The organism is Stenotrophomonas sp. YJH_SMC_16 (assembly GCF_059367875.1).
In genome coordinates this window covers 41,161-62,886 of the sequence record NZ_JCAFRH010000003.1, presented here as the reverse complement: position 1 = coordinate 62,886, position 21,726 = coordinate 41,161, and the positions used below count along the sequence as shown (strand labels likewise).

Here is a 21,726-nt window from a genome sequence, read left to right as displayed (position 1 = left end):
TTTGTCCACGCATGCTGAACCGGCGGAAGAGCCACCACACGAGGCCGTGCTGAGCACGGCGCTGGTGCGCGCGTTGCATGCGCTTTTGCCGGAAACGGCCGTGGTCCGCGTCGGCTGGGACGACCCGCAGCTCGGTCGTGGCCAGGGGGGGTGGCCGACAGCGGCTGCCGGAGGTGATGCGGCGGCACCCGGCGCGGGCGATGGCCAGCACGGCTGGGAACATGATGGTGCGCGCCTGCTGTTGTCGGTCGAAGGCGCAGTGCCTTCGCCGGCATGGTGGGGCGTTGCCCGGCAGGCGATGGAGCTGGCGCTGCAGCGCGGCCGCCAGGCCGGCCAGATCAAGGCACTGGAAGAGGCCGAGCGGTTGCAGCAGGCCCTGTTCCAGATTGCAGACCTGGCCGGTGCCGACCTTGAAATGCCCGAGATGCTGCGCCACGTGCATGGTGTGCTGGGCACGCTGATGTATGCCGAGAACTGCTACATCGTGGAATACGACGATGTGCGCGACCAGATCCGGTTCCTGTACTTCGCCGATCAGGTCGATGACTTCGTCGCCGATCCCACGCAGAGCCATGACGCCAGCGAGATGCCGCGCAGCCTGACCGTGGCGCTGCTGCGCCATGGCAAACCGCTCAGTGGTCCCTCGCGCAAACTGCTGGCGCAGGTGATGGAACAGGAGCACGACCCGCAGCGTGGGCCGGAAAGCCTGGACTGGCTGGGCGTGCCGATGCTGCGCGATGGCCGTGTATGCGGTGCCATCGTGGTTCAGAGCTATGAACAGGCGGCCCGCTATGGCGAGGCCGAGCGCGCATTGCTGGGTTTCGTTGCGCAGCATGTGCAGACCGCGATGGACCGGCGCCAGGCGCAGGTGCGGCTGGAGCAGCAGGTAGAGCGGCGTACCCAGGAACTGCAGCGCGCCAACCACAGCCTGCAGGACGAAGTAACCGAGCGGCGTCGCGCCGAACAGCTGCAGACCGCGCTCTATAACATTGCTGAGATGGCGATGTCGGCCGACAGCCTGGCCCAGTTCTACGGACAGGTGCATGGCGTGGTTGGGCGCCTGCTCGACGCACGCAATTTCTACATCGCCCTGGTCAACCCGGCCGGCAACGGCCTGGATTTCGTGTATTCGGTGGACGAGCACAATGCCAGTCGCGCGCCACGGCCCTTCAGCCGGGGCCTGACCGAATACGTGGTGCGCAACCGGCGCCCGCTGCTGGCCTCGCGCGCGCAGATCGATGCACTGCTGGCCAGTGGCGAGGTGCGTGAATCCGGTGCGCGTTCGCACTGCTGGCTGGGCGTACCACTGCTGCGCGACGACGAAGTGGTCGGCGCGATCGTGGTGCAGAGCTACAGCGAGAACAGCATTTTCAGCGTGCATGACCAGCGCCTGCTGACCTTCGTTGCGCAGAACATCGGTACCGGCCTGGCCCGTCAGCGCGACCAGCAACGGCTGCGCTCGGCGCATGCCGAGCTGGAAAAGCGCGTGGAAGAACGTACCCGCGAGCTGGCCGAGGTCAACGAGAAGTTGCTCGGGCAGATTGGTGAACGCCTGCGGGCCGAGCAACGCCTGACCCACCAGGCCATGCACGATGCGCTGACCGGCCTGCCCAACCGCCTGCATTTGCTTGATCGCCTGCAGGATTCGCTGGCGCTGGCCAAGCGTGATGGTGGGCCGGTGTTCGCTGTGCTGTTCCTCGACCTGGACCGCTTCAAGCTGGTCAACGACAGTATCGGCCACGCTGCTGGTGACCGCATGCTGGTGGAAGTGGCCAAGCGCATCGTATCGATGGCTGGCGCCGAGGACGTCGTGGCGCGGCTGGGCGGTGATGAATTCGCGGTGCTGCTGCAATGCCCGCAGGGCCTGGCACAGGCGCTGGACTTTGGCCAGCGCCTGCTGCTGGCACTGCAGGAATCGATGTGGATCGCCGGGCGCGAACTGTTCCCGTCCGGCAGCCTGGGCATCGCCCTGTGGAACCCGCGCTACCGCACCGGCGAAGAGCTGCTGCGCGACGCCGACGCGGCCATGTACCGGGCCAAGGCGCAGGGTCATGACCGCTGCGCGATCTTCGACGAAGACATGCGCGAGCAGGCCATGCGCAGCCTTGACCTGGAGGCCGACCTGCGTCGCGCGATCAACAACCGCGATTTCGTGCCGTTCTACCAGCCGATCGTGCGCCTGTCCGATGGCGAGGTGGTGGGCCACGAGGCGCTGCTGCGCTGGCAGCATGAGCGCCGCGGCCTGCTGCTGCCGGGCGCGTTCCTGGAGCTGGGTGAAGAGAGCGGCCTGATCGAACAGGTCGACTGGCTGATCTACGAGCAGGTCATCGCGGGGTTGGCGCAGGGGGGCGAAGGCTACGTCTCGGTGAACGTCTCACCCCGGCATTTCCGCTCCGCCGAATTCAGTGACCGCCTGTTCGGCCTGCTCGACAGCTGCGGTGCCGATCCGCGCCGGCTGCGCCTGGAGATCACCGAGGTGGCGCTGCTGGACGATGGCCCGCACACGCTGCGCATCCTGCAGGGGCTGCGCGAGCGCGGCATCCAGGTGCAGCTGGACGATTTCGGTACCGGCTTCTCCGCGCTGTCCTACCTGCACCGTTTCCCGATCAGTACGCTGAAGATCGACCAGAGCTTCATCGCCGGCCTGCATGGACCGGAAGTGCAGAGCACGCGCGCGCTGGTCGAAGGCGTACTGTCGCTGGCGCGCACGCTGGGCATCGAGACCATCGGTGAAGGCATCGAGACCGAGGCGCAGCGGCAGACCCTGCGCGAACTGGGCTGCGATTACGGCCAAGGCTATCTGCTGGGGCGGCCCGCCCCGTGGTCGCACGCGGCGACCTGAGCCACCGCGTGCGGCTGCATCAACGCAGGGCGGCGCGACGCTTCTCGTCGATCCACTTCGAGGCCTGGGCCGGCTGGTAGTTCTTCATCCACTCCAGCATCGCTTCGATGTCCGAGCCGTACCACAGGTCCTGGCGCTGGTCCGGGTGCAGGAAGCGCTCTTCCACCATGCGATCGATCATGCCGATCAGCGGGGCGTAGAAGCCTTCCACATCGAGGAACGCGCACGGCTTGTTGCCGATGCCCAGCTGGCGCCAGGTCAGCATCTCGAAGATCTCTTCCATGGTGCCGAAGCCGCCGGGCAGGGTGACGAAGCCATCGGCGAGGTCGAACATGCGCGACTTGCGCTCATGCATCGAACCGACGATCTCCAGTTCGGTCAGGCCGCGGTGGGCCACTTCCCAGTCGGCCAGCTGACGCGGGATCACGCCGGTCACTTCGCCGCCAGCGGCAAGCACGGCATTGGCCACGGTTCCCATCAGGCCGACGTTGCCCCCGCCATACACCAGGCGCAGGCCTTCGCGGGCGATGCGGTCGCCCAGTGCAATGGCGCGTTCGGTATAGGCCGGCTTGCTGCCAGCGTTGGAACCACAGTACACACAGATCGATTTCATGGATCTTCCTGTCTCTTGGCCGGAAACGAAAACGCCCCGTCGCCGACCGCAGGGCGGTCAGGGACGGGGTGCCCAAGGATTATGAGGCCTTGAGAGGCCTTCTGTAGAGCCGAGCCGCGCTCGGCTGCTCTTCGTTCAGATCGCGGCAAAGGCGCCAGCCGAGCATGGGCTATGCCGGTCGTCCTGACCGGCACCCTTCGGGCCGTCGCCAGCGACGTTGGCAGCGGCTCCTGCCGCTGCCTTCGGCTCTACCGAAGCGGGGGTTTACGCCGCCGCAGCCTGCTCGCGGCGCGGGCCTTCACGCAGGGCGCGGCCGACCATGCCCACCAGCAGGTCCAGCTCTTCGCTGTCCATGCCGAAGTGCGGGGTGAAGCGCAGCGAGTTCTCGCCACCGTGGATCACGTTGATGCCGTGCTGGCGCAGCCATTCCTCGGTGGAATTGGCGCCGTAGCACTTGAACTGCGGGGCCAGCTCGCAGGAGAACAGCAGGCCGGTGCCCTGCACCTTGGTGATCAGCCCGCCCAGCTCGTTCTTCAGCTGTTCCAGCTTACGCACGGCCTCGGCACCGCGTTCGGCAATGTTGGCACGCACCTGCGGGGTCAGCTGGGCCAGGGTGGCGCAGGCCACGTCCAGCGCACGCGGGTTGCTGGTCATGGTGTTGCCATAGATGCCCTTGCGGTACAGCTGCGCGGCATGCTCGGTTACCGCCAGCACGGACAGCGGGAACTGCGCGGCGTTGAGCGCCTTGGAATAGGTCTCCATGTCCGGCGGGTCCAGGCCTTCGAAGCCCGGGTAGTCCACCACCGAGAGCACGCCATGCGCGCGCAGGCCGGCCTGGATCGAGTCGAGCAGCAGCAGGCTGCCATGGGCACGGGTCAGTTCACGGGCCACGGCATAGAACGACGGCGGCACCGAGCGGCCGGGGTCGCCTTCGCCCATCACCGGCTCCAGGAACACCGCTTCGATGAACCACTGGTTGCGTGCGGCATCCTCGAACACCTTGCGCAGGCCGGCCTCGTCGTACGGCGCCACGGTGATCACCGAGTCCTCGCCGCGATAGCTGGCCAGGTGCTGCATGTAGCTCTTGCGGCTGGAATCGGAATACAGCGCCGGGCGGTCGGTACGGCCGTGGAAGCTGCCCTTGACCACCACGCGCTTGATCGCGGCGCCGGCGTGGCGCGCGCCGGGGTCGGTCTGCAGCTTGGCGTTGACGTCGGCGATGCGGGCGGCCAGGCCGACGGCCTCGGAACCGGAATTCAGGCACATGAAACGGGCGAACGGGCAGCCGCCACGGCGGTGGCCGATCTCGGCGCGCAGGGCGGTGATGAAGCGCTGCTGCGACAGGCTGGGGGTCATGATGTTGGCCATCACCTGCGGGCGGGCCATCGCCTCCAGCACGGCATCCGGGGTGTGCCCGAAGCCGAGCATGCCGTAGCCGCCGGCGTCGTACAGCACGGCGCCCTTCAGGGTGACCACCCACGGGCCGCGCGCGGCCAGTGCCACGTACGGGGTCACCGCGTCATCGGCATAGAAATTGACGAAACCGTCCTGCATCGCGTCGATCTGCGCCTGTTCGTCCTGCGCCAGCAGCGGCCCCAGGTCGGCCTGCACGCGCGCGAATTCCTCGGCGGCGGCATCCACCGCAGCGATCAGCTGCGGGTGGTTGGCGGACAGGGTGGTCAGGGTGGCATCGTCCAGACCGGAGGTGAGGCGGGTGCCGGGCTGGTTGCGCAGGGGGGCGAGGCGTTCGATGAAGCTCATTGCAGATCTCCTGAAACAATGGGTCGCACGGGTCTTCAAAAGCAAAACGCGCGTCATCACGCGCGCTTGGGGGCAGGCTCGTGCAGCGGACTTCCGGCTCGATGCTAGCACTTGTTTTTTTGCGCGATAACCCCGCAGAAACCTGCTGCATAGCAGCATTTTGCGCGACGTTCGCCGCGAAGCGCGCCGGCTCGCAGACGCTGGACGTACAATGCGCGCCATTGTCGACCTGTTGCCGCCCACTGCCTTGAAGAAGTCCGATTTCCACTACGACCTGCCGGCTGAACTGATCGCGCAGGCACCCTTGGCCGAACGTTCCGCCAGCCGCCTGCTGCTGGTCCCGCCGGCGCCCGATGGCTTCACCGATCTGCAGGTGCGTGATCTGCCATCCCTGCTGCAGCCGGGCGATCTGCTGGTGTTCAACGACACCCGGGTGATCCCGGCGCGCCTGTTCGGGCAGAAGGCCAGCGGTGGCCGCGTGGAGATCCTGATCGAACGCCTGCTCGGCGGCCAGCAGGCCCGTGCCCAGGTCGGCGCCAGCAAGTCGCCAAAGGCCGGCAGCCGCATCGCGCTGGATGCCGGTGGCGAAGCCGAGGTGCTGGGCCGCGATGGCGAGTTCTACGTCCTGCAGTTCCATGTGCCGGAATCGCTGGAACAGTGGCTGCTGCATGCCGGCCGGCTGCCGCTGCCGCCGTACATCCAGCGCGAGCCGGGCGTGGACGACCGCGAGCGCTACCAGACCGTGTTCGCACGTGAAGTGGGCGCGGTGGCGGCACCGACCGCCGGCCTGCATTTCGACGAACCGCTGCTGGCCGCGCTGAAGGAGAAGGGCGTGGACTTCGGCCACGTCACCCTGCACGTGGGCGCGGGCACCTTCCAGCCGGTGCGTGCCGATGACCTGAAGGACCACGTGATGCACCGCGAGTGGCTGAACGTCGGCGCTGAGCTGGTGCAGCAGGTACGGCGCACGCGCGCCGCCGGCGGCCGGGTGATCGGCGTTGGCACCACGGTGGTACGCGCGCTGGAAAGCGCGATGCGCGATGGCGAGCTGCTGCCGTTCGCCGGTGAAACGCAGATCTTCATCACCCCGGGCTACCGCATCCGCAGCGTCGACGCGATGGTGACCAACTTCCACCTGCCGGAAAGCACGCTGCTGATGATGATCTCCGCGTTCGCCGGCAAGGAAAGGGTGTTCGAGGCCTACCAGCACGCGATCGAGCAGCGCTACCGCTTCTTCAGCTACGGCGACGCCATGCTGCTGTTCCCGCAAGCGGGGTAGGGCGCTGACCTCTGCCTGCTTGTGGTGGGTGCGCACCGTTGGTGCGCACTTGCAGGCGCCTGGAGACCAGGAAAGCCACGCATGGCGTGGCTCTACTGCCGTGCCGTTCAGGCCTGAATGGGCGGTCGAGCCGGTTTTGGGAGACAATGAGCGACTATTTGCCCGAATGACCGCTCCATGTCCCGATTGCAGTTCCAGCTCCAGACCCGCGACGGCCGTGCCCGCCGTGGCCGCCTGACCTTCCCGCGTGGCACGGTGGAAACGCCGGCCTTCATGCCGGTGGGGACCTATGGCTCGGTCAAGGGCATCCTGCCGGACCAGGTGCGTGCGGTGGGCGCCGAGATCATCCTCGGCAACACCTTCCACCTGTACCTGCGCCCGGGCCTGGACATCATCGCCGACCACGGCGGCCTGCACGGCTTCTGCCGCTGGGATGGCCCGATCCTGACCGACTCCGGCGGCTTCCAGGTGTTCTCGCTGGCCCACCGTCGCAAGATCACCGAGCAGGGCGTGACCTTCGCCTCGCCCACCGACGGCGCTCGCGTGTTCCTGGGCCCGGAGGAGAGCATGAAGATCCAGAAGGTGCTCGATTCGGACGTGGTGATGATCTTCGACGAGTGCACCCCGTACCCGGCCACCGAAGACGTCGCCCGCCGTTCCATGGAACTGAGCCTGCGCTGGGCGCAGCGCAGCCGCAACGCGCATGACGAGCTGGGCAACGACGCGGCCCTGTTCGGCATCGTCCAGGGGGGCGTGCACACCGACCTGCGCAGCCGCTCGGCCGAGGCCCTGCAGGCGATCGGCTTCGACGGTTACGCCATCGGCGGCCTCGCCGTGGGCGAGCCGGAGCACGAGCGCAATGCCATGCTCGACCACCTGGACCCGGAGCTGCCGGGTGACCGCCCGCGCTACCTGATGGGCGTGGGCCGGCCGGAAGACCTGGTCGAGGGTGTCGCACGTGGCGTGGACATGTTCGATTGCGTGATGCCCACCCGCAACGCGCGCAACGGCCACTATTTCACCTCGTTCGGCACCGTCCGCATCCGCAACTCGCAGTACGCGCGCGACATGGATCCGATCGAGCCCGGCTGCGGCTGCGTGGCCTGCACCGGTGGCTACACCCGTTCCTACCTCCGCCACCTGGACCGCTGCAACGAGATGCTGGCGCCGATGCTGGGTACCCTGCACAACCTGTTCTATTACGAAAAGCTGATGGCCGACATCCGTGCGGCCATCGAAGCGGGAACCTTCCTGGCCTTCCGTGAGTCTTTCTACGCGGCACGCGGGGCGGTCGCGCCGCCCCTGTAAACCGAGTACCCCCTGCCAAACGGCCCAAGGACGAACGCCCGGGGCCGTGGCATACTTCAAGGCTGACCCAGATCCGCGGTCGACACCCCGTGCCCGTGAAAGGGCCGGAGCGCCGCCCAACCAAAGGACCAACGATGAACCTGCTTGCTTTCCTGATTCCCGCCGCCCACGCCCAGGCCGCCGGCGGCCAACCGCAGGGCATGGGCCTGACCACGCTGCTGTTCCCGGTCATCCTGATCGCCATCATGTACTTCCTGATGATCCGCCCGCAGATGAAGCGGCAGAAGGAGCACAAGGCCATGCTGGAGAAGATCAAGCGTGGCGATGAAGTGCTGACCAATGGCGGCATCGCCGGCATCGTCACCGACATCGGCGACAACTTCATCACCATCGAAGTGGCTGACAACGTGCGCATCCGCGTGCAGAAGGGCGCTGTCGGCAACGTGCTGCCGGCCGGTACCCTGAAGTCGGCCCAGTAAGCCACTCCCTTTCCGATGCACAACCGCGGCGCCGGGGATGGCGCCGCGCGGGACCCAAGCAATGCTCGAATTTCCACGCTGGAAGTACGTCGTCATCCTGATCGTACTGGCGCTCAGCGCGCTGTACGCGCTGCCCAACATCTACCAGAAGGACCCGGCCGTCCAGATCACCGCCAACCGTGGCGGACAGGTCGACGACGCGCTGCGTGACCGTGTGCTGGCCGACCTGAAAAAGGCCGGTGTGGACGCCCTCGGTGCCGAGAAGGAAGGGGAGAGCCTGATCGTCCGCCTGCCGGACCTGAAGGCGCAGTCCGCTGCCAGCGACGCCCTGCGTGACACCGTCGGTGAGAAGTACACCGTGGCCCTGAACCTGGCCTCGACCGTGCCGGACTGGCTGGCCAACCTCGGCGGTCGCCCGATGGTGCTGGGCCTGGACCTGCAGGGCGGCGTGCACTTCGTGCTGCAGGTCGACCAGAAGGCCGCGCTCGACAAGCGCCTGGATGCCTACACCGAAGACGTGCGCAGTACCCTGCGCGACGCCCGCATTCCGTACCAGTCGGTGGAACGCCGTGCTGACAACAGTATCGTGGCCAACCTGAGCCCGTCCGCCGGTGACGACGCCGCGCAGCGTGCCCGCACTGCCCTGGTCAAGGCGCAGCCGACCCTCGGCTACGACGTCAGTGGCAATCGCATCACGGTGACCGTGCCGGAAACCGAGATCACCCAGATCGCCAACGGCGCCATCGAGCAGAACATCAACACCCTGCGCAACCGCGTGAACCAGCTGGGCGTGGCCGAGCCGATCATCCAGCGCCAGGGTGCCGACCGCGTGGTCGTGCAGCTGCCGGGCGTGCAGGACACGGCCGAAGCCAAGCGCATGATCGGCGCCACCGCTACCCTCGAGTACCGCGCGGTGGTTGACGGCAATGCACAGGACGCCATCAACTCCGGCCGCATCCCGCCGGAAGCGAAGGTCTACCAGCGTCGTGATGGCGGTGGTCCGGTCCTGCTGAACAAGCGCGTGATCGTCACCGGTGACCAGATGGTCGGCGCGCAGGCGGTGACCGATTCGAACAGCGGCTCTCCGGCGGTCAGCGTGACGCTGAACAATGTCGGCGGCCAGCGCATGTTCGACTTCACCAGCGCCAACGTGAACAAGCCGATGGCGGTGGTCTACACCGAGCGCGTACCGACCGTGACCGTTGTCGACGGCCAGGAAGTGCGTGGCTTCAAGGTCAACGAGGAAGTGATCTCGGTGGCCAACATCAACGGCGTGTTCGGAAAGAACTTCCAGACCACCGGCCTTCAGAAGAAGGAAGCCGAGGACCTGGCCAAGCTGCTGAAGTCCGGCTCGCTGGCCGCGCCGATGGACTTCGTCGAAGAGCGCGTGGTCGGCCCGAGCCTGGGTGCCGAGAACGTCAAGAACGGTATGCGCGCGGTGGTGTTCGCATTCCTGTTCACCCTGGTGTTCTTCAGCGTCTACTACCGCATGTTCGGCGTGATCACCTCGATCGCGATGCTGTTCAACCTGCTGATCGTGGTGGCGGTGATGTCGCTGTTCGGCGCGACCATGACCCTGCCGGGCTTTGCCGGCCTGGCGTTGTCGGTCGGCCTGTCAGTGGACGCCAACGTGCTGATCAACGAGCGTATCCGTGAAGAACTGCGTGCCGGCGTGCCGGGCAAAACCGCGATCGTGACCGGTTACGAGCGTGCTTCGGGCACCATCCTCGACGCCAACCTGACCGGCCTGATCGTCGGTGTGGCGCTGTTTGCATTCGGTACCGGTCCGCTGAAGGGCTTCGCGCTGACCATGATCATCGGTATTTTCGCCTCCATGTTCACCGCGATCACCGTGTCGCGTGCGCTGGCGACGCTGATCTACGGCCGTCGCAAGAAGCTCCAGAACGTGGCCATCTGACGGGACGACACGCACAATGAAACTGTTTCCGCTGCACATCCTCCCGAACGACACCAAGATCGACTTCATGCGCTGGCGCCATGTCGCCATGGCAGTCACCATCGTGGTGTTCCTGGCGTCGATCAGCATCATCGCGTTCAAGGGCTTCAACTACGCGCTGGACTTCACCGGCGGCACCCTGATCGAAGCCCGCTTCGACAAGGCGGTGGACGTCGAGCAGGTCCGCACCAAGCTCGAGCAGAATGGCTTCGACGGCGCTCAGGTACAGAGCGTCGGTGGCAACACCGACCTGCTGATCCGCCTGGCGCCACACGGCGAGCATGCTCCGGGCACGGGTGCTGCCGCCACCGAAGACAAGGCTACCGCTGCCGCTGTAGTGAAGGCACTGTCCACGGCTGATAATCAGGCAACCGTACTGCGCAACGAGTTCGTCGGCCCGCAGATCGGCAAGGACCTGGCGATGAATGGCCTGTACGCCACCATCTTCATGCTGGCCGGCTTCCTGATCTACATCGCCGTGCGCTTCGAATGGAAGTTCGCGGTCACCGCCAGTATCGTGGCCATGTTCGACCTGATCGTGACGGTGGCTTACGTGTCCCTGCTGGGCCGTGAGTTCGACCTGACCGTGCTGGCTGGCCTGCTGTCGGTGATGGGCTTTGCGATCAACGACATCATCGTGGTCTTTGACCGCGTCCGCGAGAACTTCCGCAGCCTGCGCGTGGACTCGATGGAAGTGCTGAACCGTTCGATCAACCAGACGCTGTCGCGTACGGTGATCACCGCGGTGATGTTCTTCCTGTCGGCGCTAGCACTGTACATGTACGGCGGCAGCTCGATGGAAGGCCTGGCCGAGACGCACATGATCGGTGCGGTGATCGTGGTGCTGTCCTCGATCCTGGTGGCGGTGCCGATGCTGACGATCGGTTTCCTGCGCGTGAGCAAGCAGGACCTGTTGCCGAAGGCGAAGGACGTCGAGGCCCTGGCCCGTCGCCCGTAAGCGTTCGCGCTGCACGCAATGAACAGAGAACCCCGCGCAAGCGGGGTTTTTTGTTGGCAGGGCTTGCAGCCCTGCACCTGCAGAGGCAACAGCAACAGCAACAGCAACAGCAACAGCGGGCATTCCGTGGATTGGTGGGGCGGTGTCGGAGTGCGGGGGCGCCGCAAGTACGTCCCTGTAGGCTTGGCAGCCGCATCCATGCGGCTGACACCCCGCACTCCGACACCGCCCCACCTTTGACAGATTCCTGCGGCTGTCGGTAGGTGTCGACCTTGGTCGACACATCTGTCAGATATCGAATGAATTCAACCGTGTCGACCAAGGTCGACACCTACCAAGGCCGCACGCCGTTCCAACAGATCGCGGAAATCTGTCGAAGGCGGAGTGGGTCCGGTTGAGGGGGCGTGAGCCGCATGGATGCGGCGACCGAGCTTACATGGACGTACTTGCAGCGTCCCCCCCAACCGGACCCACCCCGCCCACCCCCAGGAACCCAGCTTTTGACGTTGCTCTGGCTCTGGCCGTTGCTCAGGCCTCTGCGGGTGCAGGGTGCAACCCTGCAAAAGAAACACCACCCTACGGCAGCGTCGGTTGTGCATTCGGCCCCCGCGCACTACGATCCTGCGGTTCGCGCGCGCATGCGCGCACCCATATTCCTGCTGAGCGCCCCGCGCGCCGCATCTGCCAACCCGAGGTATCCATGGTCATCAAACCGCGCGTCCGCGGCTTCATCTGCGTCACCACCCACCCGACCGGCTGCGACGCCGCGGTCAAGCAGCAGATCGACTACATCCGCGCGCGCCCGCCGATCCAGAACGGCCCCAAGCGCGTGCTGGTGATCGGCGCCTCCACCGGCTACGGCCTCGCTGCGCGCATCACCGCTGCCTTCGGCAGTGGCGCCGCGACCCTCGGCATCTTCTTCGAACGCCCGGGCAGCGAGACCAAGCCGGGTACCGCGGGCTGGTACAACTCGGCCGCGTTCCACAAGTACGCCGACGAAGCCGGCCTGTACGCCAAGAGCATCAACGGCGATGCCTTCTCCGATGAAGTGAAGGCGAAGACCATCGAAATGATCAAGGCCGATCTCGGCCAGGTCGATCAGGTCGTCTACAGCCTGGCTGCGCCGCGCCGCAAGCACCCGAAGACCGGTGAAATCATCAGCTCTACGCTGAAGCCGATCGGCGAGCCGATCACGCTGCGTGGCCTGGATACCGACAAGGAAGTGCTGACCGAGACCCATCTGCAGCCGGCCACCCCGGAAGAAGTCGCCGGTACCGTCGCGGTGATGGGCGGTGAGGACTGGCAGATGTGGATCGACGCGCTGGCCGATGCCGGCGTGCTGGCCAACGGCTGCACCACCACCGCCTTCACCTACGTGGGCGAAGAGATCACCCAGGCGATTTACTGGAACGGCTCGATCGGTGCCGCCAAGAAGGACCTGGACACCAAGGTGCTGGGCCTGCGCGAGAAGTTGGCCAAGATTGGTGGTGATGCACGCGTATCGGTGCTGAAGGCGGTGGTGACTCAGGCCAGCTCGGCGATTCCGACCATGCCGCTGTACCTGTCGCTGCTGTTCAAGGTGATGAAGGAAAAGGGCACCCACGAAGGCTGCATCGAGCAGTTGGATGTGCTGTACGACATCCTCTACGGGGGCAAGGCCGACGGCGTGGCGATCGATCGCCTGCGCCACGACCTGGTCGATGGCGAGGGCCATACCGTTGCGCTGGTCGATGAGGAAGGCCGCCTGCGTGCCGACTACAAGGAAATGGCGGCAGACGTGCAGGGCAAGGTGGTTGCGCTGTGGCCGCAGGTGACCAACGAGAACCTGTACGAGATCAGCGATCTGGCCGGTTACAAGGCCGACTTCCTGCGCCTGTTCGGCTTTGGCGTGGAGGGCGTCGACTACGAGGCCGACGTCAACCCGGACGTGAAGATCGACAATCTGGTCGACATGACCTGATCAATGAAAAGGCCGGCGAAAGCCGGCCTTCTCTTTGTGTAGAGCCGAGCCATGCTCGGCTGCTCTTCGCTTGAGTCCCGCAGCCGAGCATCGCTCGGCTCTACAGAGAGGCGTCAACCAAACTCGAACCCCATCTCCGGCAACGCCGGACCGACGAAGTCGCCCTGCACGTAATCCACGCCGGCACTGAACAGCAGGGTCATCGAGTTGGCATCGCTGACGAACTCGGCGATGGTGCGGATGCCGGCTTCCTGCGCACGCGCAGTGATCTGGCTGATGCGGTCGATGTTTTCCCGGGTGGCGGCCAGATCGCTGGTGAAACCGCGGTCCAGCTTGAGGAACTGCGGCTGGAAGTGGGCCAGCAGCTGGAACGAATCCAATCCCGAACCAAACTGCTCCAGGCCGATGCGGCAGCCCAGCGGCGCCACTTCGGCAAGGAACTGCTGCGCACTGCGCAGATGGGTGAACACCTTTGCTTCCGGCGCATGCAGCCACAGCCGTTCGCCGGGCACGCCCTGTGCCTGCAGTTCCCGACGCAGGGTGGCGATCATCTGCGGGTCGTCGAACGACTCTGGCGTCACCTTCACCAGCATCTGCGTGGCATGGCCTTCGCGTGCACGTTGGCCCAGCACAGCGATCGCCCGTGACACCACCCAGCGGTTGATGTCGGCCAGCAGGCCGTGTTCCTCCGCGATGCCCAGGAACGCAGTCGGGCTCAGCAGTTCACCATTGTGCTCAAGGCGCAGGTAGGCCTCATACAGCTCCAGCGACTCCCCCTGCAGGTTCAGCACCGGCTGGTAGTGCAGCTGGAAGCCATCACCGGCCAGTGCTTCACGGATTCGGGTGACCCAGCGCAGCACGCGTTCTTCCTCCACGCGGTCGGCAGCGGCCGGGTCGAAGATGCGGCAGGTGTTGCCCAGTTCGGCGGCGGCCTGCGTGCATTCGCTGGCGCGTGCCAGCACCTGGCCGATGCTGGCGATCTTCTCGCCCACCTGCACGCCACCGATGCTGACCGTTACCGTGGCCGAACGCGCGCCGATGCTGAAGACGTGTGCGGCGTAGGCTTCGCGGATGCGCTCGGCCAGTGCCACGGTCTGCGCGTAGGGCCCGGCCTGCAGCACGGCGAAATTGTGTTCGCCGAAGCGGGCCAGCTGCGCGTCCTCGCCAACCACCTCGGCCAGCAGGGAGGCGAGGGCGCCGATCAGGATGTCGGCCGAGGCCAGGCCGATATCCGGCAGCAGGCGCGCGTAGTGGTCCGGCTCGATCAGCAGCAGGCCGAACTGGCCTTCGCTGCGCCCGGCCTGGGCCACCGCGCTTTCCAGCTGCAGCATGAAGGTCGGTCGGTTGAGCAGGCCGGTGACCTGATCGCGCTGGCGCAGGTCCTCGACCTCGCGCGCCAGTTCCGGGTCGAATTCCATGCGGCGGCGGAGTACCACCTGCAGGCAGGATTCGCCCTCGTAGGTGGCGGGGGTGAATTCCATCGTTGCCGGGAACGCGCTGCCATCCTCGTGGCGCGCGTCAAGCTGGTACTGCGGCGGCGGCGCCTCGCCACGGCTGAGGCCCTTCAGCAGCTGCTTGAAGCCTTCCACATGCTGGGCGGCGACCATGTCCAGCAGCGAGATGCCTTCGATATCGTCGAAATGCTCGTAGCCGAACATCTCCAGATAGGCGTCGTTGGCGCGGATGTGCATGCCTTCATGCACGTAGGCGATGGGGTCGCGCGAGGAAGCGATCAGGGCATCGCAGCGGCGCTCGGTCTCGCGCATCTGCGCCTCGATGCGGCGCAGGCCACGACGCGCCTGCAGGTCCACCCACTGATCACGGACCACGGCGAGCAGGTGCTCGGAACGCTGGCGCAGGGCGAGGGCACGGATGCCGTGGCTGCTGGCTTGTACCAGCTCGTCCTCGTCGATGCGTTCGGCCAGCAGCACCAGCGGAATGTCCTTGCCGCTGGCAGCAATATGCTGGGCCACCAGTGGCAGCGGGATCCCCTGCGAGGGCGAAGCCAGCACCAGGTCGATGGCCTGGCTGGCCAGCACCTGGGACAGCTCGGCAGCATCCTGCGGGCGCCACGGACGCACCGCGATGCCGCTGTTGCGCAGGGTGCTGACGATGGCCTCGGCGTTCTCGCCGCTGTCATCGACGATCAGCAGGCGGATGGTGATGTCGTTCGCGTTCTGCATGCACTGCTCCCCAATCTGCAAATCTAGATACACGATGCGCGCCGAACCGTCCATGCGCGCACCCCTTGCACGCATCGAACGGCGATGTGGTTCACACCACGCCACCGGCCGCGTGGCCGCTGGCCCAGGCCCACTGGAAGTTGTAGCCGCCCAGCCAGCCGGTCACATCCAGCACCTCGCCGACGAAATGCAGGCCGGGTACGCGCTTGGATTCCATCGTCGAAGACGAGACCTCGGCGGTGTCCACGCCGCCGAGCGTGACCTCAGCGGTACGGTAGCCCTCGGTGCCACTGGCCACCAGCGGGAACGCGCCCAGCAGCTGCGCGGCCTGGCGCAGCACCGGCTCGTCCAACTGGCGCACGGGGCGGTCGGGCAGCCAGTGTTCGCACAGGCGCTGCGCCAGTCGCTTGGGCAGCACCTCACCCAGTACCGTGCGCAGCTCGGCGGCCGGGCGCTCGCGCTTCATCTGGCGCAGCCACTCGCCGGCATCCTGGCCGGGCAGCAGGTCCAGCTCCAGCGCATCGCCGGGTTGCCAGAACGAGGAGATCTGCAGGATCGCCGGGCCACTCACGCCGCGATGGGTCAGCAGCATGAAATTCTGGAAGCTCTTTCCGTTGCAGCGCGCCTCGATGGGGAGAGCGACGCCGCTGAGATCGGCCAGCCGTTCCTGGTGCTTGCCGCTGAGCGTCAGCGGCACCAGCCCTGCGCGGGTCGGCAGCACCTGGTGGCCGAACTGTCGGGCCACTTCATAACCAAAGCCGGTGGCACCCATGCTGGGAATGGACAGGCCGCCGGTGGCAACCACCAGCGAGGCGCAATGGAACAGGCCATGGGTGGTATGCACGCGGAAGCCATCGCTGCCGTGCTCGATGCGCTGCACGCTGCACTCGGTGCGCACCTGCACGCCGGCCGCCTGGCATTCGTCCACCAGCATCTTCACGATCTGCTTGGACGAGACATCGCAGAACAGCTGGCCCAGCTCTTTTTCGTGATACGCGATACCGTGCTTGTGCACCAGCTCGATGAAGTGCCAGGGCGTGTAGCGCGCCAGCGCCGACTTGCAGAAGTGCGGGTTGGCCGACAGGAAGTTGGCCGGGGTGGTGCCGGTGTTGGTGAAGTTGCAACGGCCACCGCCGGACATCAGGATCTTCTTGCCGACCTTGTTGGCATGGTCGATCACCTGCACCTGGCGGCCGCGCTGGCCAGCCGTGATTGCGGTCATCAGCCCGGCCGCGCCGGCGCCGATGACCACCACATCGCAACGGAGGGTGCTCATGCCTTGGCGCGCTTGCGCCAGTTCGGGATTACGTCGAGCTGGATCTGGTCGTTGAGCAGCTGCACTTCGCCGTCCTGGATCAGCACGCTCCAGCGCATGGCGCGCTGGATCTGCTGGCCCCACAGTTCGACGAAGGCACCATCGAGGTCGACCACCGACAGGTTGTCGAAGCGCGCCAGGCCCTTGCTCTGCTTGCTCCACCAGATGTCCGAAGCGTTGCCGCCGTAGTTCACCACCTGCACCTGGCGGCTGCGGTTGCTGGCCTTGCGGATGCGCGATTCGTCTGGATGGCCCAGGTCGATCCATTGCAGGATGTCGCCGGTGTAGTCGTGCTCCCACAGGTCCGGCTCGTCATCGGTACTCAGGCCGCGGCCGAATTCCAGGCGGTCGCCGGCGTTCAGCGCGAAGGCGAGCAGGCGCACCATCAGGCGATCGTCGGTCTCGGACGGGTGCTGGGCCAGGGTCAGGTTGTGGGTCACGTAGTAGCCGCGATCCATGTCGCTGATCTGCAGTTCGGCCTTGCGGATGGTGGCGGTGAGAGCCATGGGGGGTCCGTGGACTAAAGACGACAATGATAGAGGTTTGCTCCAGGGGTGTCCGTGGCCGGGCTGTCTGTGGCACGTCAACGTGGCACCCTTTCACGCTTTCCTGCCGCAGGAGTGCCACCGATGACCCTGCCCAGCCGCCTGCAGCTGCCGCCCGGCCACTGGAGCAGCCTGCTCGATGGCCTGTGTGCACGTTTCCCACGCATCGACCGTGCGCAGTGGCAGGACCGCTTCGCCCGAGGCCGTGTGCAGGATCCGCAGGGCAGGGCACTGGCGCCGGACATGCCCTGGCAGGTGGGGCTGGAAATCCAGTACTTCCGCGAGGTGGCCGACGAGCCGGTGATTCCCTTCGCCGAGACCATCCTGCATCTGGATGCGCACCTGCTGGTGGCGGACAAGCCGCACTTCCTGCCGGTGACGCCGGCCGGTGGCTATGTGCGCGAAACCCTGCTGGCGCGCCTGGTCGCACGCACCGGCAACACCGAACTGGCGCCGTTGCACCGCTTGGACCGGCTGACCGCCGGCCTGGTGCTGTTCTCGACCCAGGCAGCAACGCGTGATGCCTATCAACGGCTGTTCCGCGAACGGCGCATCGAGAAGACCTATGAGGCGCTGGCACCGGCGCTGCCCGGGCTGGCGTTTCCGTTGCAGCGGGACAGCCGCCTGGTGCCGGGCGAACCGTTCTTCCGCATGGCCGAAGTGCCCGGCGAGCCCAATGCGCGCAGCCGGATCGAGCTGATCGAGGCCGAAGGGCCGGTCTGGCGCTACCGGCTGCTGCCGGAAACCGGCCGCAAGCACCAGCTGCGCGTGCACATGGCGGCGCTGGGCGCGCCGATCGAGGGCGATGACCTGTATCCGCTGCTGAGGCCGCGCCCGGATGAAACGGTCGAGTCGCCCCTGCAGCTGCTGGCGCAGGGGCTGGCCTTCGATGACCCATTGAGCGGGGAGCCCCGGCGGTTCAGCAGCCGGCGCCGCCTGTGCCTGCCCGGCCAGGGCGGGTAGGGCCGTTCAGCGAACCGGGCGTCGGGCCAACCAGCGGTCCAGCTCGGCAGCGAACAGCTGCCGGTCGCGCGGGCCCAGCGGCGGGGGGCCGCCGGTCTGCACCCCGGCGCCGCGCAGCTCTTCCATGAAATTGCGCATCGACAGCCGCTCGGCCATGTTGTTCGGGGTGTACAGCTGGCCGCGCGGGTTCAGCGCCACGGCCTTCTTCTCCAGCACCAGGGCGGCCAACGGGATGTCCTGGGTGACCACCAGGTCTCCGGCGGCGACCCGCTCGACGATGGCGCTGTCGGCCACGTCCAGGCCCTGCGGCACCTGGATCGAGCGCAGCCAGCGCGATGGCGGGGTGCGGATCCACTGGTTGGCGACCAGGGTCAGCTCGATCCCAACGCGTTCAGCGGCACGGAACAGGATGTCGCGAATGACGGTGGGGCAGGCATCCGCGTCCACCCAGATGCGGGGCAGGGCGGGTTCAGCTTGGGTTTCAGCTTCAGTCATTTACCCAGTGTAGGGTAGGAAAAACCTGAATGGGGACTCGGAGTTAGGCTTGATCGGCTGCCAAGCCTTGTCACGCCTAGCGGGCAGGGTTTGCCCATGAACGTCCGGGCTATCGCTTTTTGCAGAAAACACGCGTATCGTTCGACCCACTGTGTTTGCTAGGGTCACCGTGAATCGTGGCCTGGTGCAGTTGATCTCACGATCCGCTCATCGATCCGCTTTACCAACGCCTGCAACTCAGTCTCGGCCCCGATACCCGGTGGCTGCGATTTTTTTCAACATGTGTTTCAGGAGTTAGTCAAATGTCTGATCGTCAGACCGGCACCGTCAAGTGGTTCAACGACGCCAAGGGCTTCGGCTTCATCACCCCGGAAAGCGGCCCGGACCTGTTCGTGCACTTCCGTGCCATCCAGGGCACCGGCTTCAAGACCCTGCAGGAAGGCCAGAAGGTTACCTTCATCGCCGTCCAGGGCCAGAAGGGTATGCAGGCTGACCAGGTGCAGGCGGTCTAATCCGTCTGCTACCATTTGGTAGCCAGAACGCCGGAAGCGAAAGCTTCCGGCGTTTTTTGTTGCCTGCTGTTCTGTAGCGTCGAGCCATGCTCGACTGCTTTCCAAAGGCAGTCGAGCATGGCTCGACGCTACATGGGGCATGCAGCCATCGCGGTACGATGGGGGCCTCCCCAAGGATCATCCCCATGCGCATCGTCCATCACCTGGAAAACTCCCGTTCCCTGCGTGTGCTGTGGATGCTGGAGGAGCTGGGGCTGGACTACGAACTGCGCCGCTATCCGCGCGATCCGAAGACGCTGCTGGCGCCGCCGGAGCTGCGCAACGTGCACCCGCTGGGCAAGTCGCCGGTACTGCAGGATGGCGAGCTGGTACTGGCCGAGTCCGGTGCCATCCTCGACTACCTCGCGGATCGCTATGACACCCAACGCCAGCTGTCGCCGTCACCGATGCCGGCCGATGGCGCCGAGCGCATCGCCTACCGCTATTGGTTGCACTACGCCGAAGGCTCGGCGATGCCGCCGCTGCTGCTGACCCTGGTGATGGGCCGCATCCGCAACGCGCCGATGCCGTTCTTTGCCCGTCCGATCGCGCGCAGTATCGCCGACAAGGCCGAACGTGGCTTCATCGGCCCACAGCGGCGCCTGCACCTGGACTGGATGGAGCGCCGCCTGGCCGAAAGCCCGTGGTTTGCCGGTGAACGCTTCAGCGCGGCCGACATCCAGATGAGCTTCCCGATCCAGGCTGCGGCCGCGCGCGGCGGTGGTCTCGACGACAAGCCGGCACTGCGTGGCTTCCTCAAGCGTATCGGTGAGCGACCCGCCTACCAGCGTGCCGAGGCCCACGGCGGCCACCTGCAGGCGCTCAGCGGCAATTGAGGAGGGCGGCCGTCGCCCCCATCTTCAGCACCATGGATACCGACAGCCCCCGTTTCGACAACCGCCTGCTGCAGACCCTGCCGGGCGATCCCGAATCCGGCCCGCGCCGGCGCGAAGTGCTGGGTGCGGCCTGGTCGCCGGTGATGCCGACCCCGGTGACGGCGCCCACGTTGCTGGCCTGGTCGCCGGATGTTGCCGCGATGCTTGGTTTCGATACCGCTGAAGTCGAAAGCGAAAGCTTCGCGCAGGTGTTTGGCGGAAACGCGCTGTACGCCGGCATGCAGCCTTGGGCGGCCAACTACGGCGGCCATCAGTTTGGTCACTGGGCCGGCCAGCTCGGCGACGGTCGCGCGATCTCGCTGGGTGAACTGGTCGCGCCCGATGGCCGTCATTGGGAGCTGCAGCTGAAGGGGGCGGGGCCGACGCCGTACTCGCGCGGCGCCGATGGTCGCGCGGTACTGCGCTCGTCGATCCGCGAGTTCCTGTGCAGTGAAGCGATGCACCACCTTGGCGTGCCGACTACGCGTGCGCTGTCGCTGGTTGGTACCGGCGACGACGTGGTGCGCGACATGTTCTACGACGGCCATCCGCGTGCAGAGCCCGGCGCCATCGTATGCCGCGTGTCGCCGTCGTTCCTGCGCTTTGGTTCCTTCGAGCTTCCGGCATCGCGCGGGGAAACCGCACTGCTGCAGCAGCTGGTGGGTGCCTGCATCGCCCGCGACTTCCCCGAACTGCAAGGGCAGGGTGAGGCGCTGTATGGCGACTGGTTCGCGCAGATCGCGGTGCGCACCGCCGAGATGATCGCGCACTGGATGCGCGTCGGCTTCGTGCATGGCGTGATGAACACCGACAACCTGTCCGTTCTTGGTCTTACGCTCGACTACGGTCCCTATGGCTGGGTCGAGGATTTCGATCCGGACTGGACGCCGAACACCACCGATGCCCAAGGCCGGCGCTATCGTTTCGGCACCCAGCCGCAGGTGGCGTACTGGAACCTGAGCCGATTGGCACAGGCGTTGTCACCGTTGTTTGCCGATGTCGAACCGTTGCAGGCTGGATTGGCTGCATACCAGTCCACCTTCGTGGCCTGCACGCGCCGCGATGCCGCAGCCAAACTCGGCCTGGCTGCGGCCGACGATGACGACCTGCAGCTCTACCTGCGCTGGCAGCAGTTGATGCAGGACGGGGGTATGGACATGACCCTGGCCTGGCGTACGCTGATGCGTATCGATGCGGTGGCACCGGATGCGGCGCTGCTGGATGCGGTGTACTACGACGAGGCGCGCCAGCAGGCGGTGCAGGCGCCGTTGCAGCAGTGGCTGCAGGACTATGCGGTGCGGTTGCAGGCCGATCCGCTGTCGGCCAGCGAACGCCTGGCGAAGATGACAGCGGCCAACCCGCTGTACGTGCTGCGCAACTGGCTGGCCCAGGAAGCCATCGATCGCGCGGAGCAGGGCGACCTCGGCGGTGTTCATGCTTTGCAGGACGTACTGCGCGATCCATACACCGAGCGTGCCGGCCTGGAACACTTTGCCGGCAAGCGCCCGGCGTGGGCAGAAGATCGCGCCGGCTGCTCGATGCTGTCCTGCAGTTCCTGAGGGTAGGTTTCGGCAGGGCTGCGCCCTGCACCCGCAGAGGCTAGGTCAACAGCGAGAGCAAAAGCGGATTCCGTGGTTTGGCG

The 21,726-nt window shown here is 66.2% G+C and carries 17 protein-coding genes; 11 read left to right on the top strand and 6 right to left on the bottom strand.

The genetic code is table 11. The features are described 5' to 3' along the window. The first annotated feature begins 1 nt into the window (after position 1). A complete protein-coding gene (locus AC5P6E_RS07795) occupies positions 2–2,842 on the top strand; it encodes an EAL domain-containing protein (protein WP_019338811.1) in 2,841 nt (946 codons plus the stop codon). 19 nt (positions 2,843–2,861) lie between these two features. Here the strand turns inward: AC5P6E_RS07795 and AC5P6E_RS07790 are convergent, their stop codons facing one another. Together AC5P6E_RS07790 and AC5P6E_RS07785 are read right to left on the bottom strand one after the other, a co-directional pair. Beyond that, positions 2,862–3,455 carry an LOG family protein gene (locus tag AC5P6E_RS07790; protein WP_019338812.1) on the bottom strand — a complete coding sequence of 198 codons (594 nt, stop codon included), beginning with the start codon at positions 3,453–3,455 and terminating at the stop codon, positions 2,862–2,864. 264 nt (positions 3,456–3,719) lie between these two features. Continuing rightward, positions 3,720–5,216 carry an aminotransferase class III-fold pyridoxal phosphate-dependent enzyme gene (locus AC5P6E_RS07785; RefSeq protein ID WP_019338813.1) on the bottom strand — a complete coding sequence of 499 codons (1,497 nt, stop codon included), beginning with the start codon at positions 5,214–5,216 and terminating at the stop codon, positions 3,720–3,722. Between the two features lie 211 nt (positions 5,217–5,427). Here AC5P6E_RS07785 and queA point away from each other — a divergent pair, with 211 nt between their 5' ends. The 6 genes from queA (at position 5,428) to fabV (ending at position 13,157) form a co-directional block, all read left to right on the top strand. Then, on the top strand, positions 5,428–6,495 hold the full coding sequence (queA, locus tag AC5P6E_RS07780; protein ID WP_019338814.1) for a tRNA preQ1(34) S-adenosylmethionine ribosyltransferase-isomerase QueA: 1,068 nt from the start codon (positions 5,428–5,430) through the stop codon (positions 6,493–6,495). A gap of 177 nt (positions 6,496–6,672) precedes the next feature. Next, entirely contained in the window at positions 6,673–7,803 is a 1,131-nt protein-coding gene (gene tgt, locus AC5P6E_RS07775; RefSeq protein ID WP_019338815.1) for a tRNA guanosine(34) transglycosylase Tgt, read from the top strand. 134 nt (positions 7,804–7,937) lie between these two features. Then, positions 7,938–8,282 carry a preprotein translocase subunit YajC gene (yajC, locus tag AC5P6E_RS07770; RefSeq protein ID WP_005409257.1) on the top strand — a complete coding sequence of 115 codons (345 nt, stop codon included), beginning with the start codon at positions 7,938–7,940 and terminating at the stop codon, positions 8,280–8,282. 61 nt (positions 8,283–8,343) lie between these two features. Then, the gene (gene secD / locus AC5P6E_RS07765; RefSeq protein WP_010484504.1) at positions 8,344–10,200 is read left to right on the top strand and encodes a protein translocase subunit SecD; all 1,857 of its coding nucleotides are present in this window, start codon (positions 8,344–8,346) and stop codon (positions 10,198–10,200) included. Positions 10,201–10,216: 16 nt separating this feature from the next. After that, on the top strand, positions 10,217–11,197 hold the full coding sequence (gene secF / locus AC5P6E_RS07760; RefSeq protein ID WP_010484505.1) for a protein translocase subunit SecF: 981 nt from the start codon (positions 10,217–10,219) through the stop codon (positions 11,195–11,197). Positions 11,198–11,897: 700 nt separating this feature from the next. Then, a complete protein-coding gene (gene fabV, locus AC5P6E_RS07755) occupies positions 11,898–13,157 on the top strand; it encodes an enoyl-ACP reductase FabV (RefSeq protein ID WP_019338816.1) in 1,260 nt (419 codons plus the stop codon). Between the two features lie 113 nt (positions 13,158–13,270). Here fabV and AC5P6E_RS07750 read toward each other — a convergent pair whose 3' ends face one another. The 3 genes from AC5P6E_RS07750 to AC5P6E_RS07740 form a co-directional block, all read right to left on the bottom strand. Beyond that, complete coding sequence (locus AC5P6E_RS07750; protein WP_134958932.1) at positions 13,271–15,340, bottom strand: EAL domain-containing response regulator; 2,070 nt, start codon at positions 15,338–15,340, stop codon at positions 13,271–13,273. A 91-nt stretch (positions 15,341–15,431) separates the two neighbouring features. After that, complete coding sequence (locus AC5P6E_RS07745) at positions 15,432–16,616, bottom strand: BaiN/RdsA family NAD(P)/FAD-dependent oxidoreductase (protein ID WP_049411433.1); 1,185 nt, start codon at positions 16,614–16,616, stop codon at positions 15,432–15,434. Continuing rightward, positions 16,613–17,161: a YaeQ family protein gene (locus AC5P6E_RS07740; protein ID WP_043403207.1), complete on the bottom strand. Its 549-nt coding sequence runs from the start codon at positions 17,159–17,161 to the stop codon at positions 16,613–16,615. Before AC5P6E_RS07740 ends, AC5P6E_RS07745 begins: the two co-directional genes overlap by 4 nt. Positions 17,162–17,284: 123 nt before the next feature. Between AC5P6E_RS07740 and AC5P6E_RS07735 the strand changes: the two genes are divergently transcribed. Further along, the gene (locus AC5P6E_RS07735) at positions 17,285–18,163 is read left to right on the top strand and encodes a pseudouridine synthase (RefSeq protein ID WP_483698237.1); all 879 of its coding nucleotides are present in this window, start codon (positions 17,285–17,287) and stop codon (positions 18,161–18,163) included. A gap of 6 nt (positions 18,164–18,169) precedes the next feature. On the opposite strand, the gene AC5P6E_RS07730 is transcribed toward AC5P6E_RS07735, so the two are convergent. Next, positions 18,170–18,658: a YaiI/YqxD family protein gene (locus AC5P6E_RS07730; protein ID WP_010484520.1), complete on the bottom strand. Its 489-nt coding sequence runs from the start codon at positions 18,656–18,658 to the stop codon at positions 18,170–18,172. Between the two features lie 302 nt (positions 18,659–18,960). On the opposite strand from AC5P6E_RS07730, the gene AC5P6E_RS07725 reads away from it, so the two are divergent. The 3 genes from AC5P6E_RS07725 (at position 18,961) to AC5P6E_RS07715 (ending at position 21,643) form a co-directional block, all read left to right on the top strand. Then, positions 18,961–19,170, top strand: a complete 210-nt coding sequence (locus tag AC5P6E_RS07725) for a cold-shock protein (RefSeq protein ID WP_004153307.1) — start codon at positions 18,961–18,963, stop codon at positions 19,168–19,170. Between the two features lie 185 nt (positions 19,171–19,355). Continuing rightward, positions 19,356–20,045 carry a glutathione S-transferase family protein gene (locus AC5P6E_RS07720; protein ID WP_010484523.1) on the top strand — a complete coding sequence of 230 codons (690 nt, stop codon included), beginning with the start codon at positions 19,356–19,358 and terminating at the stop codon, positions 20,043–20,045. 32 nt (positions 20,046–20,077) lie between these two features. Then, a complete protein-coding gene (locus AC5P6E_RS07715; RefSeq protein WP_483698235.1) occupies positions 20,078–21,643 on the top strand; it encodes a protein adenylyltransferase SelO in 1,566 nt (521 codons plus the stop codon). The last annotated feature ends 83 nt before the right edge of the window (positions 21,644–21,726 follow it).

Bases quoted from the DNA above. Each gene is read 5' to 3' on its own strand.
- AC5P6E_RS07750 (WP_134958932.1), bottom strand. From the start codon at position 15,340: ATGCAGAACGCGAACGACATCACCATCCGCCTGCTGATCGTCGATGAC.
- AC5P6E_RS07735 (WP_483698237.1), top strand. From the start codon at position 17,285: ATGACCCTGCCCAGCCGCCTGCAGCTGCCGCCCGGCCACTGGAGCAGC.
- tgt (WP_019338815.1), top strand. From the start codon at position 6,673: ATGTCCCGATTGCAGTTCCAGCTCCAGACCCGCGACGGCCGTGCCCGC.
- queA (WP_019338814.1), top strand. From the start codon at position 5,428: ATGCGCGCCATTGTCGACCTGTTGCCGCCCACTGCCTTGAAGAAGTCC.
- secD (WP_010484504.1), top strand. From the start codon at position 8,344: ATGCTCGAATTTCCACGCTGGAAGTACGTCGTCATCCTGATCGTACTG.
- yajC (WP_005409257.1), top strand. From the start codon at position 7,938: ATGAACCTGCTTGCTTTCCTGATTCCCGCCGCCCACGCCCAGGCCGCC.
- fabV (WP_019338816.1), top strand. From the start codon at position 11,898: ATGGTCATCAAACCGCGCGTCCGCGGCTTCATCTGCGTCACCACCCAC.
- AC5P6E_RS07740 (WP_043403207.1), bottom strand. From the start codon at position 17,161: ATGGCTCTCACCGCCACCATCCGCAAGGCCGAACTGCAGATCAGCGAC.
- AC5P6E_RS07785 (WP_019338813.1), bottom strand. From the start codon at position 5,216: ATGAGCTTCATCGAACGCCTCGCCCCCCTGCGCAACCAGCCCGGCACC.
- AC5P6E_RS07715 (WP_483698235.1), top strand. From the start codon at position 20,078: ATGGATACCGACAGCCCCCGTTTCGACAACCGCCTGCTGCAGACCCTG.
- AC5P6E_RS07720 (WP_010484523.1), top strand. From the start codon at position 19,356: ATGCGCATCGTCCATCACCTGGAAAACTCCCGTTCCCTGCGTGTGCTG.
- AC5P6E_RS07790 (WP_019338812.1), bottom strand. From the start codon at position 3,455: ATGAAATCGATCTGTGTGTACTGTGGTTCCAACGCTGGCAGCAAGCCG.
- AC5P6E_RS07745 (WP_049411433.1), bottom strand. From the start codon at position 16,616: ATGAGCACCCTCCGTTGCGATGTGGTGGTCATCGGCGCCGGCGCGGCC.
- AC5P6E_RS07730 (WP_010484520.1), bottom strand. From the start codon at position 18,658: ATGACTGAAGCTGAAACCCAAGCTGAACCCGCCCTGCCCCGCATCTGG.
- AC5P6E_RS07725 (WP_004153307.1), top strand. From the start codon at position 18,961: ATGTCTGATCGTCAGACCGGCACCGTCAAGTGGTTCAACGACGCCAAG.
- secF (WP_010484505.1), top strand. From the start codon at position 10,217: ATGAAACTGTTTCCGCTGCACATCCTCCCGAACGACACCAAGATCGAC.